General features: G+C 42.9%; 14 protein-coding genes. 13 read left to right on the forward strand and 1 reads right to left on the reverse strand.

Features of this window, described 5'->3' with window-relative positions; translation table 11 throughout:
* The first annotated feature begins 13 nt into the window (after window positions 1–13).
* The 11 genes from map (at window position 14) to G8O23_RS06530 (ending at window position 9,996) form a co-directional block, all read left to right on the forward strand.
* Entirely contained in the window at window positions 14–787 is a 774-nt protein-coding gene (gene map, locus G8O23_RS06480; protein WP_166362967.1) for a type I methionyl aminopeptidase, read from the forward strand.
* Between the two features lie 17 nt (window positions 788–804).
* Complete coding sequence (infA, locus tag G8O23_RS06485) at window positions 805–1,023, forward strand: translation initiation factor IF-1 (RefSeq protein ID WP_166362969.1); 219 nt, start codon at window positions 805–807, stop codon at window positions 1,021–1,023.
* Window positions 1,024–1,048: 25 nt separating this feature from the next.
* Window positions 1,049–1,165, forward strand: coding sequence for a type B 50S ribosomal protein L36 (ykgO, locus tag G8O23_RS06490; protein WP_166362971.1), 117 nt, complete (start codon window positions 1,049–1,051; stop codon window positions 1,163–1,165).
* Window positions 1,166–1,204: 39 nt separating this feature from the next.
* Complete coding sequence (gene rpsM, locus G8O23_RS06495) at window positions 1,205–1,582, forward strand: 30S ribosomal protein S13 (protein WP_166362973.1); 378 nt, start codon at window positions 1,205–1,207, stop codon at window positions 1,580–1,582.
* A 10-nt stretch (window positions 1,583–1,592) separates the two neighbouring features.
* Window positions 1,593–1,982, forward strand: a complete 390-nt coding sequence (gene rpsK, locus G8O23_RS06500; RefSeq protein WP_166362975.1) for a 30S ribosomal protein S11 — start codon at window positions 1,593–1,595, stop codon at window positions 1,980–1,982.
* A gap of 40 nt (window positions 1,983–2,022) precedes the next feature.
* Window positions 2,023–2,631, forward strand: a complete 609-nt coding sequence (gene rpsD / locus G8O23_RS06505) for a 30S ribosomal protein S4 (protein ID WP_166362977.1) — start codon at window positions 2,023–2,025, stop codon at window positions 2,629–2,631.
* 12 nt (window positions 2,632–2,643) lie between these two features.
* Window positions 2,644–3,636: a DNA-directed RNA polymerase subunit alpha gene (locus G8O23_RS06510; protein WP_166362979.1), complete on the forward strand. Its 993-nt coding sequence runs from the start codon at window positions 2,644–2,646 to the stop codon at window positions 3,634–3,636.
* 5 nt (window positions 3,637–3,641) lie between these two features.
* Complete coding sequence (rplQ, locus tag G8O23_RS06515) at window positions 3,642–4,223, forward strand: 50S ribosomal protein L17 (protein WP_166362981.1); 582 nt, start codon at window positions 3,642–3,644, stop codon at window positions 4,221–4,223.
* A 103-nt stretch (window positions 4,224–4,326) separates the two neighbouring features.
* Window positions 4,327–5,616, forward strand: a complete 1,290-nt coding sequence (eno, locus tag G8O23_RS06520) for a phosphopyruvate hydratase (protein ID WP_166362983.1) — start codon at window positions 4,327–4,329, stop codon at window positions 5,614–5,616.
* Window positions 5,617–5,866: 250 nt separating this feature from the next.
* Window positions 5,867–9,175, forward strand: a complete 3,309-nt coding sequence (locus G8O23_RS06525; RefSeq protein ID WP_166362985.1) for a ligand-binding sensor domain-containing protein — start codon at window positions 5,867–5,869, stop codon at window positions 9,173–9,175.
* 32 nt (window positions 9,176–9,207) lie between these two features.
* Window positions 9,208–9,996 (forward strand): M15 family metallopeptidase, encoded by a 789-nt coding sequence (locus G8O23_RS06530; protein ID WP_166362987.1) that lies wholly within the window; start codon window positions 9,208–9,210, stop codon window positions 9,994–9,996.
* Here the strand turns inward: G8O23_RS06530 and G8O23_RS06535 are convergent.
* A complete protein-coding gene (locus G8O23_RS06535) occupies window positions 9,985–11,751 on the reverse strand; it encodes an ATP-binding response regulator (protein WP_166362989.1) in 1,767 nt (588 codons plus the stop codon). The two genes, G8O23_RS06530 and G8O23_RS06535, sit on opposite strands and share 12 nt — an antisense overlap.
* Before the next feature lie 492 nt (window positions 11,752–12,243).
* On the opposite strand from G8O23_RS06535, the gene G8O23_RS06540 reads away from it, so the two are divergent.
* Together G8O23_RS06540 and G8O23_RS06545 are read left to right on the forward strand one after the other, a co-directional pair.
* Window positions 12,244–13,917: a hypothetical protein gene (locus tag G8O23_RS06540; protein WP_166362991.1), complete on the forward strand. Its 1,674-nt coding sequence runs from the start codon at window positions 12,244–12,246 to the stop codon at window positions 13,915–13,917.
* A 49-nt stretch (window positions 13,918–13,966) separates the two neighbouring features.
* A complete protein-coding gene (locus tag G8O23_RS06545) occupies window positions 13,967–15,385 on the forward strand; it encodes a DUF5723 family protein (RefSeq protein WP_166362993.1) in 1,419 nt (472 codons plus the stop codon).
* The last annotated feature ends 5 nt before the right edge of the window (window positions 15,386–15,390 follow it).

Raw genomic sequence — 15,390 nt, forward strand, 5'->3', positions numbered from 1 at the left:
CGTTCTTTACAGAATGGCAATTACTAGAACGGAAGAGGAAATTGAGCTGCTACGGATTAATGCCGACTTGGTTTCGCTAACATTAGCAGAGGTAGCCAAACAGGTTAAACCTGGGGTTACTACCTTGGCTCTCGATAAGGTGGCAGAGGAATTTATCCGTGATCACGGAGCAGAACCCGGATTCCTAGGGTATAACGGTTTTCCTAATACCCTATGCACCTCAGTTAACGATGCCGTGGTGCATGGAATTCCATCCAATGCGGAGCTTAAGGATGGCGATATTGTTTCGGTAGATTGTGGTACGAAGTACCAAGGCTTTTATGGAGATTCAGCCTACACATTTGCTGTAGGAGAGGTATCAGCCGAAGTTAAGAAGTTGCTGCAAGTAACCGAGCAAAGCCTCTTCAAGGGCATCAATGAAGCAATTCATGGAAACCGAATTGGAGACATTTCAAGTGCCGTTCAGATGCATGCTGAGAATAATGGATTCTCAGTTGTTCGTGAGCTCGTTGGCCATGGATTAGGTCGAAATATGCACGAGAAGCCTGAGGTGCCGAACTACGGTAGCAGAGGGCGCGGTTCAAAGCTAGTTGAAGGTATGGTAATTTGTATTGAGCCCATGGTGAACATTGGCACCAAGCATATCTATCAGGAGGACGATGGCTGGACCATAAAGACATACGACCATAAGCCCTCGGCCCATTACGAGCTTACAGTAGTAATTCGCAAGGGAGAGCCTCAAGTGCTCTCAACCTTTAAATACATAGAGGAAGTTTACAAGTTATAACAAACTTAAATTGAATTATGGCCAAACAACCTGCCATAGAGAAAGACGGAACAATTATAGAAGCCCTATCGAACGCAATGTTTCGGGTAGAGTTAGATAATGGACACGTAATTACTGCCCATATCTCGGGTAAAATGCGTATGCATTACATCAAAATTCTACCGGGCGATAAGGTTAAGGTTGAGATGTCACCCTACGATTTATCGAAGGGGCGCATAACGTTCCGGTATAAGTAATTTTAACCGATAATAAGTAATTGCGATGAAAGTAAGAGCTTCAGTTAAAAAACGCAGCGACGATTGCAAAATCGTTAAGCGTAAAGGGCGTTTGTACGTGATTAACAAAAAAAATCCGAAGTTTAAACAACGCCAAGGATAATTTATTAACTTTGTACCCTAATTTTTTTAAGGAGATAATATGGCACGTATAGTAGGTGTTGATTTACCCAAAAACAAGCGAGGCGAAGTAGCGCTAACCTATATCTATGGTATTGGGCGAAGCAGTGCACGCAAAATCCTTGAGAGCGCAGGCGTTGATGCCAATGCCCATGTAAAGGATTGGACAGATGATAACATAAACAGTATCCGCGCAATACTTAACGAGAAGTATAAAGTGGAAGGTGAGCTGCGTTCAATGGTTCAGCTTAATATTAAACGGTTAATGGACATTGGTTGCTACCGCGGTATTCGCCACCGTATCGGTTTACCTGTTAGAGGTCAAAGCACCAAGAACAACGCTAGAACCCGCAAGGGAAGAAAGAAAACCGTTGCCAACAAGAAGAAAGCGACTAAATAGATCATAGGTTATGGCAAAGAAAACAGGATCAGCTAAGAAAAGAATTGTTAAGGTTGAAGCAGTAGGACAGGCACACGTTCACTCCTCGTTCAACAATATCATTGTTACCCTTACCAACAGCACGGGACAAGTTATTTCTTGGTCATCGGCTGGTAAAATGGGATTTAGGGGTTCTAAAAAGAACACCCCTTACGCAGCGCAAACCGCAGCTGGCGATTGCGCCAAAGTGGCTTACGATTTAGGACTTCGCAAGGTGAAGGTGTACGTTAAAGGACCTGGCTCAGGCCGTGAGTCTGCTATTCGTACCATTCACTCCGCTGGAATTGAGGTAACTGAAATAGTTGATGTTACTCCACTACCACATAACGGTTGTCGTCCTCCCAAAAGGCGCAGAGTATAATAATTTTGGTAGTAATATAGAATTTTAAAACTATTGAGGAATGGCAAGATATACTGGACCAACCACTAAGATTGCAAGAAAATTTGGGGAACCCATTTTTGGGCCAGATAAAGTTCTTGAAAAGAAGAACTACCCCCCTGGAATGCATGGCATCAACAAGAAACGTAAGAAAGTATCCGAATACGGCGTTCAGCTTCAAGAAAAGCAAAAAGCTAAATTCACCTACGGTGTGCTAGAGAAGCAATTTGCCAACACCTTCAAAAAGGCATCGAATATGCCTGGTGTAACTGGTGAAATTCTCCTTCAGCTACTTGAGTCTAGGCTCGATAATGTGGTGTACCGTTTAGGAATCGCCCCAACCCGTGCAGGAGCTCGTCAGCTAGTTTCGCATAGGCACATCACAGTGAATGGCAAGGTGGTTAACATCCCCTCGTACTCTCTTAAGCCTGGCGATTTAGTTGGTGTTCGTGAGAAATCAAAATCACTCGAAGTAGTAACAGAATCGTTAACTACCAACCGTTCATCAAAGTACTCATGGCTTGAGTGGGATGGTGATCAGCTCGTTGGTAAATTTATGAGCAATCCCGAGCGTTCGGATATTCCTGAGAATATTAAGGAACAGCTAATTGTTGAACTATACTCCAAGTAAAAACTAAACCGAATGGCAATTCTGGCATTTCAAAAACCCGATAAGGTAATTATGCTTGAATCTACCGATACTCTAGGTAGGTTTGAGTTTCGTCCTCTAGAGCCAGGCTATGGAATAACTGTAGGGAATTCCCTTAGACGAATACTTCTTTCGTCACTCGAGGGATTCGCCATCACATCCATCAAGATTTCTGGTGTAGACCACGAGTTTTCCGTTATACCTGGAGTGATAGAAGATGTTCCTGAAATAATCCTTAACCTAAAACAAATCAGGTTAAAGCGCATTGTTGAGGATGTAGAAGACGAGAAGGTTACCATATCTATTTCTGGTCAAAACGAGTTTAAGGCTGGATTCCTATCGAACTTTCTCACCGGCTTTAAGGTGCTTAACCCCGACTTTGTAATTTGCAGGATGGAGCCCGATGTGAAACTTGAGATTCAAGTGACCATCCGCAAGGGTAGGGGTTATATCCCAGCCGAGGAAAATAAAGAGGAGGATGCTGAGTTTGGTGTTATACCCATCGACTCCATTCACACTCCCATTAAGAACGTAAAGTTTGATGTTGAAAACTATAGGGTTGAGCAAAAAACTGACTACGAGAAGTTGGTGTTCGAAATCCAGACCGATGGAAGCATACATCCAAAGGATGCCCTTAAGGAGGCCGCTAAAATACTTATTTATCACTTCATGCTTTTCTCCGATGAGAAAATCACGCTGGATGCAGACGACAAGTTTGCCAACGATGAGTTTGATGAGGAAGTATTGCATATGCGCCAGCTCCTTAAAACCAAGCTAGTTGATTTGGATCTGTCGGTTCGAGCCCTAAACTGCCTCAAGGCAGCCGATGTGGATACCCTAGGCGACTTGGTAAGATTCAACAAAAACGATCTGCTGAAATTTAGGAACTTCGGTAAGAAATCGCTCACCGAGCTCGAAGATCTGCTCGATGCGATGAACCTATCTTTCGGCATGGATATTTCAAAGTACAAACTTGACAAGGAATAATTGCGATGAGACACAATAAAAAAGGAAATCATCTAGGACGTACAGCATCTCACCGTAAGGCAATGCTTGCTAATATGGCCGTGTCATTAATTAAGCACAAGCGTATTAAGACCACCGTAGCCAAGGCAAAAGCTCTTAGAACTTACGTTGAGCCCATTATTACAAAGAGTAAGAGTGATACCACTCATTCACGCAGAACTGTATTTGCATTTCTTAAGGATAAGTATGCAGTAACCGAACTGTTCCGTGAGATATCTGTAAAAGTAGCCGAAAGGCCAGGTGGATATACTAGGATTTTAAAGACTGGAACTCGTTTGGGAGATAATGCTGAGATGTGTATCATTGAACTAGTTGATTACAACACAACCTATGCTTCTGAGCAAAAGGCTGATAAAACAGTTGCAAAACGCACACGAAGAGGTAAAGCAAAATCGGCTGATGAGCCCAAGGCTACTGCCAAAAAGGAGGATACCGCTGTTAAAGAAGTAAATGAAGAGCCTAAAGCTGAGGCACAGGTAGAGGAGCCCAAGGCTGAGGATACAGCCAAAGACGCTGAAGAAGAAAACGCACAAGAGGATACCAAGTAGTAATTCTCTCACGTAGAGATTCTAAAAGGGATTGGCTTCGCTGCTAAATCCCTTTTTTTAACTAATTTTATCGGAGTTTTTTTAACTTTAAAATGTAAATGATATGGGACAAATTGTAAATGTACATGCAAGGCAAATCCTCGATTCGAGAGGAAACCCCACCGTAGAGGTGGACGTGCTAACTGAAAGCGGTTACTTCGGTAGAGCCGCTGTTCCCAGCGGTGCATCAACAGGTGTTCATGAGGCGGTTGAACTTCGGGATGGCGATAGTAGCAGATACCTTGGCAAAAGCGTACTGAGAGCAGTTGAAAATGTAAACACTACAATCGCTGAAGAAATAGTGGGTATGCACGTGCTAGAGCAGCAGCAAATTGACGAAACGCTTATTAAACTTGATGGTTCTGATAATAAGGCTAACCTAGGTGCCAACGCAATTCTTGGCGTTTCAATGGCTGTAGCCCATGCCGCTGCGCAGGTTACTCAGCAACCTTTATTCCGCTATATTGGAGGTGTTAACGCATGCACCCTGCCCGTACCAATGATGAATATCCTAAACGGTGGTTCACACGCCGACAACAGCATCGACTTTCAGGAGTTCATGATTATGCCCTTTGGAGCACCTTCATTCTCTGAGGGGCTTCGTATGGGAGCCGAGGTTTTTCATCACCTAAAAGCCGTCTTGAAAAAGCAGGGCTATTCAACCAACGTTGGTGATGAGGGTGGCTTTGCGCCAAACCTTAAGTCGAACGAGGAGGCAATCACTGTTATTCTCCAAGCTATTGAGAATGCAGGTTACCGCCCCGGCGAGGATATTTACCTTGCGCTCGACCCCGCTTCGTCGGAGTACTACCTACCCGAGGAAAAGGTATATCACCTGCACAAATCAACTGGTGACAAGCTAACTTCTGCCCAAATGGTTGACTACTGGAAGGATTGGGTTACGAAGTACCCCATCGTTTCAATTGAGGATGGAATGGGTGAAGATGACTGGGAAGGTTGGAAACTGATGAACAAAACCCTTGGCAATAAGATACAGATTGTGGGCGATGACCTGTTTGTTACCAATGTTAAGCGCCTCCAGCGTGGAATTGATGAGCAATCTGCCAACAGTATTCTGATAAAGGTTAACCAAATTGGTACGCTAACCGAAACCATCAACGCAGTGCGCCTTGCCGACGTTAACTCAATGACTTCGGTTATTAGCCATCGCTCTGGTGAGACAGAAGACACTACCATTGCACACCTTGCTGTAGCCTTGAATACTGGCCAAATTAAAACGGGTTCAGCCTCTCGCTCCGACAGGATTGCAAAGTACAACCAGCTGCTTCGAATTGAGGAGATGCTAGGATCATCGGCTCGTTACCTCGGTAAAAGCTTCAAGTTTTTGAAGTAATCCATATCACCTAAAAAATGGGCTCACTCCTTATGGGGATGAGCCCATTTTTTGTATCTTCACACGAAATAACAACTAAACCCTTGATGACACTTAGCGTACTTGTGCCCCATAGCGATATCCGAAATTGGATCTATTTGGTTAGCCGATCTTTCGTTAAGTTTACTTCTACTTGATTTCTCAATATGCAACAAGGAATGATGCAATACAGAAATACTTTAGTATCTTTATTGGTAAGCCATTTGTTTTAATGACAAAAAGACTGCTATACAAGATTTTGTTGGCCACGATTATAGTCGTGTTGCTTCCTGTTGCAACTATATCTGGAGAAAGGGTAATCCAGGTTGAAACTTTTAATATTGAGAGTGGTTTATCGAAGTCCAATGTAACCAGCCTTCTGCTCGATTCCTATGGATTCCTTTGGATTGGAACCCAGGATGGCCTGAACAGGTACGATGGGTACACATTTAAAGCCTATAGGAATAACCCGCTGAATGACAACTCGCTTAGTAATAATAGTATCTTGTCTATTTGTGAGGATAATGAGGGAAACCTGTGGGTTGGCACGTGGCGAGGGCTAAGCGTTTTCAATAGGAGAGACGAGTCTTTTGTAAACTATTATCACTACCCCAACGACCCGAAAAGCCTTAGTGGCGATAGAGTTTTTGAAGTATTCAAGGATAGGCAAGGTGCTATGTGGATTAAAACCTTGGATGCGCTCGATAAATTTGACCCCACCACTAACTCCTTTGTTCGGTACCCACACTATTCTGATCTTTTTACCTATTACTCCGATGTGAATGATTTTTCCATTTTTGAGGATAGCCAAAATAGGTTTTGGGTAGGCACGAAGGATGGATTACTGCTGTTTGATCGGAATAATGGAGATTTTAAGAGATATTACCACAACCCACAGGACGCGTACTCATTAAGCAGTAATCGGGTTACCAGCATAGTTGAGGATAGTGACAATAACTTGTGGATTGGAACATCGGATGGGCTCAACCTGTACTTGCCCCAAAGGGGTGGGTTTGCTAGGTATTTGAAAACGGCCAACAGGCAGGGGGTTAACGTGAATGTGCTTTACGTTAATAGTAAAGGCCTTCTCCTCATTGGCACTGAGTATGGGTTGGATAGTTTTAACCCGAGGACAGGTGAACTCACATCCTTTGTGAAGTATGCCAATGGGCAAGAGCTATACTCCTCTATTGTGAATTCAATAGTTGAGGATAACTCCCAAATTATTTGGGTTGGAACTCAGGCGGGTCTAGTAAAGTGGGACACCAAAAACCAAAAGTTTCAAAACTATTCCAAGGATCAGAACGGAGAGAACCTGTTTGCCAACAATACCATTGCATCTCTGTTTGATGATGGTAATTCAATATGGGTGGGCACCTGGGGAACTGGGTTGCATATATTTAACCCCAGAACAAACCGAGTTACATCGCATTACACCCGAGGCAAGGGATTCCCGTATACCATTGTCAACGATTTTGTGCATGTAATCCAGCAACTTGAGAGCGGCACCATACTGATTGGTACTAGGAATGGAATTCAGCAGTATCAACCCCGAAGCAAAACCTTTGTAGATTTTTTCGAGCTACATCAGGTCGATACCGATAATGTTTTTACTGAGAATAGGGTGTATGCCCTCAAGGAGGATGGTAAAGGTAATCTTTGGATTGCAACCCGCCTTGGATTGCATCGCTTTGACTATGAATCTTTACAGAGTTTTTACCATACGCCTTCTGATTCTCTCTCGCTTTCCTCAAGCGAAATTCATTGCATTGAGGTAGATGGGGATGATCTATGGGTAGGCACATTTAACGGGTTAAACAGGTTGGATTTGAACACCTTATCCATAAAGCAATTTCGAAGGGAGGACGAGTATAAGGCCGGAGGCCTTATATCGAACGATATCGTATCGCTTAAGCGCGACTCCAGGGGCTACTTGTGGGTTGGTACACCATCGGGGCTGCACAAGTTTAACAAGCACAGCAAACATTTCGACCTTTATACCGAATCGGATGGATTACCCAACAACTTAATTTATGCCATTGAGGAAGACGATCAGGGTAATATTTGGGTTAGTACCAACTGGGGAATTGCCATGTTAAATCCAGACACAGGTCAGATTACATCCTACTCTGTTAGCGATGGACTGCAAAGCTTCGAGTTTAATGTGGGGGCAAGCCATAAATCATCTACAGGGGAACTTTTTTTTGGTGGTATCCGAGGATTTAACTCTTTTCACCCCGACTCAATAATTCCGAATACCTGTATACCGCCCATAGCCATAACCTCTATTGAGTTTATTGGTTCCCATGGGCAGTATGAGGTATCAGTTAGCGGGAAAGATGAAATAGTTATAAGACAAGACTTCTCGCTGATCAACATTGAGTTCTCTGCTCTCGAATTTACCCAGCCACACAAAAATACATTTATGTATAAGCTCGAAGGGCTAGAGGACGAGTGGATTAACTTAGGAACAAAGCGTTCGGCCACTTTTTCGAACTTGAGAGAGGGGACTTATATTTTTAGAGTGAAAGGGGCCAACTGCGATAATGTATGGAACAACGAAGGCGTGTCGTTGCGAATTGTGGTGAAAACCGATTTCTGGAAGTCACGATCTATGCTTTGGTTATATGGCGTACTATTTGTGTTTTCAATAATACTTTTCTTAAGATCTAGGACAAGAAACTTGAGGAAAACCAGCAGGTTGCTTCGCGAAAGAGAACACACCATGTCGGAGGTAGAAAAACAGAAGGAGGCGCTTATAATTCAAAACAAAAGCATTACCGATAGCATTAATTATGCCAAGCGAATCCAAGAGGCGCTTATCCCTACCGAGAACCATTTTAGGCAAATACTACCCGAATCGTTCATCCTCTATATGCCAAAGGATATTGTAAGTGGCGATTTCTACTGGATTAATGAAACAGAAAATAAAATTTTTGTTGCCGCTATAGACTGCACTGGCCATGGCGTGCCGGGTGCCTTCATGTCGATCATTGGGGTTGAACTCCTCAGAAATATTACCAACGTACTGGGCATAAACGATGCAGCCGAAATTTTAAATCGCCTCGACAAGGGTGTGCATGATACCTTTTCAAAAGGGGGGGACGATTACGTAACGGTTAAGGATGGGATGGACGTTTCGTTCTGCGTTATTGATAAGGAGCAAAGCGTTATGCAGTTTGCCGGTGCCTTTAGCAACCTATACCTTATTCGCGATAGTAAGATTATTGAGGTTAAGGGCGATCGTTTTTCGGTTGGAACGGGTGGCGATCTGGATAAGCCTTTGTTTAACAGCCATCTTATACCTATTCAGCCCGAGGATATGATTTATCTGTTTACCGATGGCTATGTTGATCAGTTTGGCGGCCCCGAAGGGAAAAAATACAAGTTTCGTCGTTTCCGCCACCTATTGCTAAATATCCATAAGTATCCGCTCGATATTCAGCGAAAATACTTGCTGGGTAGCATTAACGAATGGAGGGGAAAACTTGAGCAGGTAGACGATATACTAATTATCGGGATTAAGCCTGACCTCAAATAGCTAGCCTTTAATCAATTGTGCTTCTTTGTGAAATGAATACTGCTTCAAAGCTCCTTAATCAACTCGTAAAACTTATGCTTGTGGTATGCCTTGTAATATGCTTTGGCATATGCCATCATCCTCCTGTTACAAATTACTCACTAGTATTGCCTACAACAAACATCGATACGGTATACTTGAGAAATGTGCTGTTGGGTAATGTCGATTATGCTCACGACTCCAACTTTGTTAGGGTAGACCCAAAGTATGCCTACCGATCAATTTATCTAGAGCGGAATACATACAATGCATTTGTTGATATGCACAATGCAGCTGCGGCCGATGGAGTGGATCTGAAAATACTTTCGGGTGCAAGATCGTTTGAGTATCAAAAAAGAATTTGGGAACATAAATGGGCATTATCAAAAGACAATCAACCTGATATTCAAAAGGCAACAGATATACTGAGGTATAGCGCAATGCCGGGCACCTCTCGCCACCATTGGGGTACCGATATCGACATAAATAGTTTGAGTAATGCCTATTTTGAGCGTGGCCGAGGGCTCAAGGAATACACCTGGTTATTGGAGAATGCTGGACGATTTGGCTTCTGTCAAGTTTACACAAGCAAAGAGAATACCAACCGCACTGGTTACGAAATGGAGAGGTGGCATTGGTCTTACCTTCCTGTTGCCGCCGCTTACACCAATCATTACGCTCGAATGATAGGATACAAAGATTTAGTAGGCTTTTCAGGTTCCCATGTGGCTCCCGATTTACAAGTTGTGGAACGTTACGTGTTAGGCGTTGCGGAGTGCAACTTTCCGCTCCTACTTAAGTAGATTTTTCATCTTCTGAATAAGCACCTCAATTTGGAATGGCTTGCTGATGTAGTCGTCCATTCCGGCTGCTAGACACTCCTCCTTGTCGCCCAGCAAAGCATTGGCCGTAATGGCAATGATTGGGGTATGCGAGTTGGAGCTGGCCTCAATTTCCCTTATCTTTTTGGTTGCCACTATCCCATTCATAATGGGCATCTGTATGTCCATGAGGATAATGTCGAAGCGGCTTGTCCCAAACTTGTCCAACGCTTCCTTACCATTGTTGGCGATGTCGATATTCTTAACCAGCTTCTTGAGGCTAAGCACAACAATCTTTTGGTTTATTAGGTTGTCTTCAACAAGTAAAACATTCGCATTTTCAAGTTCAACCGCTTTGGAAATTGGCGCGTCCATACTTAGGTCAGACTCATGCGTGGCTGCAGGCTTAGGTTTTGGCGTAACAACTTCTGTGTCGCTAGTAGTTACATTAAGCGTGTAAGGGAATGAGAATGCTGCATCTTCAGCACTCAGGGCAATTTGCAGCTTTCCACCGTTACTTTCGATAAGCTTTTGTGTAATGGAGAGTTCAAGCAGGTCGATATACATCTGCGTGCTTGCTGAGGTTAACGTCGATTCGTTGGTTATAAACAGGTTGTGCCCCTCGTTGAGCGGAAGAAGGATTGGCTTGTTGCTACTCACCTCAACGCTAAGCTCTATGCTGTCTTTAACCTCCCTGATCTTGCTTACCTTTATGGTAACATTAGCTTTGCTACTGCTTCTGTTCTTTAGGATACTCTCAATTAGGTTGAGAAAAATTTGCTTAATCCTAACGGGGTCGCCGATTAGGCTTTGAGGGATCGAGTCGTCAATTTTAAGAGAAAAAGCTGTTTGGTTAGAATTTTGGGTTGAGAATAGCTTGATGGTGCTATTGATGGTGCTGTATAGGTTGAAGTTGATGTTTATGCTCCCCCGTTCCTTAATATCAACATTTGAGATCTCAACCATACTGTTCACCACGTTAACCAAGTTGTTGGTTGATGCGTGAATAGTATCAATTAAATCCTTTTGCTTCTCGTCGTTTGAGATGTTTTCTAGGATGTTTGCAACAACCATTATGTTGTTTAGCGGTGTGCGAATTTGATGCGATAGGTTAGAGATGAAATCCTCTTTGAGTTTGAGCGTGCTCTCTTGATCGAGGAGTTGTTTCTCAAGCTGGTTGTGTATATTAACCCTAATAAAATCAATTAGAGTGATGTGAATTAGGGACAATAGGTATATGGTAGAGCCAATTATTTTAAGGTTGATAGGGAGTTCGGCTAAACCAGGCAAAAAGCTAAATGGGATGAAAAGGGTTGCCAGATAAAGAACCCCAAAGAATGACGAGAAAAGTCCTCCTTTACTATGTCCAAGGACACCAACGGTAATCAAGGGAAGAACACTGAAACTAAGAATGCCTATAGCTGTATTTTCTATGGTAACAAGCAAAAACAGTAGGGCAAACCCCGATGTAATAACAAAACCTTGCCTCAGCTCATTGACCAGTATGTTCTTAGCAGTAAAAATTTGGATGACAACGAGAATTATGGTTGTGCCAAGCATTGTAAGTCCTTGAGTGGGTTTCGCTGTTATGAAAAGAACAACCGATAGGACAAGAAAGAATACGGATGTAATGCTGCTGGTAATGCTAACCAGCTGCACTTTGCTTAACTGCTCCTTCTCCTGAATGTTTTTAGGTGATATTGAAAGTAACGCTAAAAGTCGATTGGCTAGGTTCATGCCTTGTTGGTTTAGTATTATTTTAAAACTAAAAATCAATAAGCAATTCTAAAGCACTGCATTACTGATTTTTGAAGATGCCAAGCAATAAGAAACAGATATGTCTATTCAATGCTAAATATATAAAAAAAAACATTAATGTATAGGGTAAACCGTTAAATCATTAACATATTCGAGTGATAAGCTACTCTAATAAAATTTTTAGCAAAGAGTAATTTTTCAAAGAGCTGTAGGCACAAAAATACTTAACTTTGTACATAGTGTTGGCAAGGTTTTGATGAATAGCTGATTCTGTGTGGTGATTGGCGAAAAAAAAGCTACAGCGAACTAATATCTCTTTCCTATTATCCATATATTTGTTAAAGCATCAATTTTACAATATATTTGAAAAGAGAAGAGATGCACTAACTTCAAACCCTTTTCAGTTCACGCATGGCTTGGCATTGGTTTGGTTGCTGCTATTTTGAGTGTTGAATATAATATTTAAGTACAGTGAAAAAGTATAAATCCATTATTGCAACTGCAATAGTTGTATCCTTACTAGGGGGGTGTTATCTCAACGATTTTGAGAATATTGATAAGGTTACCGTTGAGCCCATTTCACCCTCATTTGGGTTCCCTTTGATTAACTCATCCATTTCGATTGCTGATCTGCTTGGCGCCGTTGATTCATCTGATTTTGTTGAGGTTCGCGACGACCTAATATTCTTAAAGTTTTCGCAAAGCATGGGTTTTGATGTTGATGTGAATGCCTTTAGGGTGCCCGATAAGAACTTTACAAGCGTGTTGCCCATTTTGCCAAGTGCTAGTTCATATGAGTTTTACTATCCCGATTACACAACCATCGAGAACGAATCGGAAATTAAATCGATTGAGCTTAAGGCGGGCACACTCGTTGTTGAATTTGAAAGAGATTACTTGGGTGATGATGTAGATGTTAGGCTGGTGCTTCGCTCACTTTCCAACCCACAAAACCCCGATAGTGTAGAGTTTGTTCCCGACTGGAGTGCCAACCCCTATCGATCCGTACACTCACTGGATCTTACAGATGCAGTGCTAACCCTAAGTGGCGAAGACCCAGACTCGCCTGGCAGTATGATGTACAATACATTTTTCTATGCCATAGAGGTTCAGTCCACCGGGGCAACTATAGGCCAGCTCACAACCAATGTTAACTTTTCTTCAATTGACTTTAAACGATTCACAGGGCTTATTCGCCAGGGTATTGATCTGCCCGCACAAGAGATTGAGCTGGATGCCTTTTCGCTGATTGCCGATGGGAAACTTTACCTGTCTAATCCAACCTTAAAACTTGGTATTGGTACATCATATGGCGCACCCGGTTCGATTGAGATTAGTGAGTTTATATTTGCCAAGCAGAATAACGAGCTATTTCTTGAGAACGTGCCAAACCCTCCCGATAACACTTTCCTTATAGGTGAAGCCAAAAAGAACTACTTACCCGTGGCCACACAAACGCAGCCTTGGGTAGAGCAGTCGTATGTGCTTAGTGGCGAAAACTCTAACCTAGATGAGGTGTTACCCTTTGCCCCAAGCAAAGTGTCGGTAAAAGGAAAGTATCAGCTAGGCGACTACCTCGGTACTTTCGACGACCTGCATAACTTCTTTGTGCTAGACACCAGTTCCCTCAAGATGAATTTCGACATCGAGATTCCCCTCGAGGGAAGTATTGAAGGATTGACCTTTGAATATGAAATGTTCGATTTCTCATTTCCTGATATCGATAGCATATTTGTATCCGATTCAGACTCTGACATTGCCATAAATATTGAGGAGTTTGACTACACCGTGGAGTTGCTAATGAAGACCACCAACGAAATTCCTTTGACTTTTGGGCTACAGGTTGCGTTTAGCGAGCAGGGTAATGTTGTCGACTCACTATTTAACAATGTTATGGCCGAAAATATTATCCTAAGTCCAAATGTCGATGGCCAGGGTAATCCTACAGAGGCTTCGGAGAAACTAACCAGCGTTAAGCTTTCAAAGGATAAGTACAGTCGGATTGCTAAGGCCGATAAGCTAAGGCTGCTACTACACCTCGATACAGGAACAAACGAGCAGCGAGAAGTGCTTTTTAAAGCATCGCAGAAGTTGGGTATACAGATATCCATTAAATTCGACCTGGAGATATCTCCAGGGGTTTAATCCGTTTTTTGATTTGGCTACCGATTCTATAACATTTTAAGCATAGATTGTGAAAAGAATAGCTGTTGTAATTCTATTGTTAGCAGGAGGGATAGGGGCTAAGGCCCAGTCGGAACTTACATTCCCATTTATGGGCAATGTGTTCCAAAATACCTACCTTAATCCTGCAGTAAAGACAGAACATTCGGTAAGTATTGGCTTGCCGGCTCTGTCGTCTATCCAATTCCAAATGATCCATAACGGGTTTGTTCCCCACTCATTCTTAAAGATTGAGGGTAACACACTGCGGATTATTCCCGATAAACTCGACGGTCAGCTACGCAACCGGAATATGCTTTTTGCCAATGCCGATTTGGACTTGTTTCACCTCAAGCTAAGGATCCAAAACTGGGATGTATGGTATGGCATTAGGCAAAACCACGAGGTGGCCTTATTCTACCCCAAGTCAATGATCAGCCTTTTAATTGCAGGTAATGCGCAACCTGACGAGAGCAATATGGATTTAACTCCCCTTGGTGTCAATGGTTCGCTATACCGTGAGCATACTCTTGGTGCATCAACCGATTGGGGGAGGTGGACCTTTGGCGGAAGGGTAAGCCTGCTGCATGGGTTAACCAATGTATTTTTTAAGCCTCAAAGGCTTGAGGTATCAATTGAGGACGATATGTACGCCTTGGGTGTTAACTCCAATGCCACCCTAAAAACTTCTGGCATACCAGGCGATTCGTTAACCAATATCAATATTGATTTGTTTAAAACCTCTGAAGATATTAGCATTGGCAGCTTTGCTGATTTTAGGAATTTTTTAGAGGATAATTATGCGGCAAACTACCTCACCCGTTTCCGTAATCCTGGATTTGCGCTTAGCGGAGCAGTTTCGTATAAGTACGATTCACGAACCACCTTTACCTTTGCTTTTAGCGATTTGGGATTTATATCATGGCGAGATAGCACCAAGTCCTTTAGTATAAACGGCCAGTATGAGTTTAAGGGACTCGATCTTCTGTCTGAGGCGCTGGCTGGTAACGAAGTTTCGAGCGACACTCTAATCAAAGATTTTGTAAGCAACTTCGATACTCAAGAGGATTTTGGGTTCTCATACCGTACATGGCTTCACCCTAAGTTCTACCTTTCGGCTTCGTATCAGCTGGCTCAACGAACCCATGTTGGAGTTAATCTATATGCAGTGGTTAACCGAAGGTTGTACCCTGCATTCACCGTTGGAATTACGCAGGGGCTAGGTAGAGTATTTAACGTTGCGTTATCAGCTTCTATGAATCAGCGTACCCTGTCGAACATAGGTTTCGGTTTGATGGTAAAACCTGGGCCATTCCAATTCTATCTGTTAGCCGATAACCTTTACGCTCCCCTGGTCGATCCGCTAACATTTACCAATGTGAACCTGCGCGTTGGCGTTAATATGGTGTTTGGTAGGGTTAAAACCCCACAAGGGTTGCCCTATAAGTAATTGAT

Source organism: Perlabentimonas gracilis (assembly GCF_011174675.1).
Lineage (GTDB): Bacteria > Bacteroidota > Bacteroidia > Bacteroidales > Tenuifilaceae > Perlabentimonas > Perlabentimonas gracilis.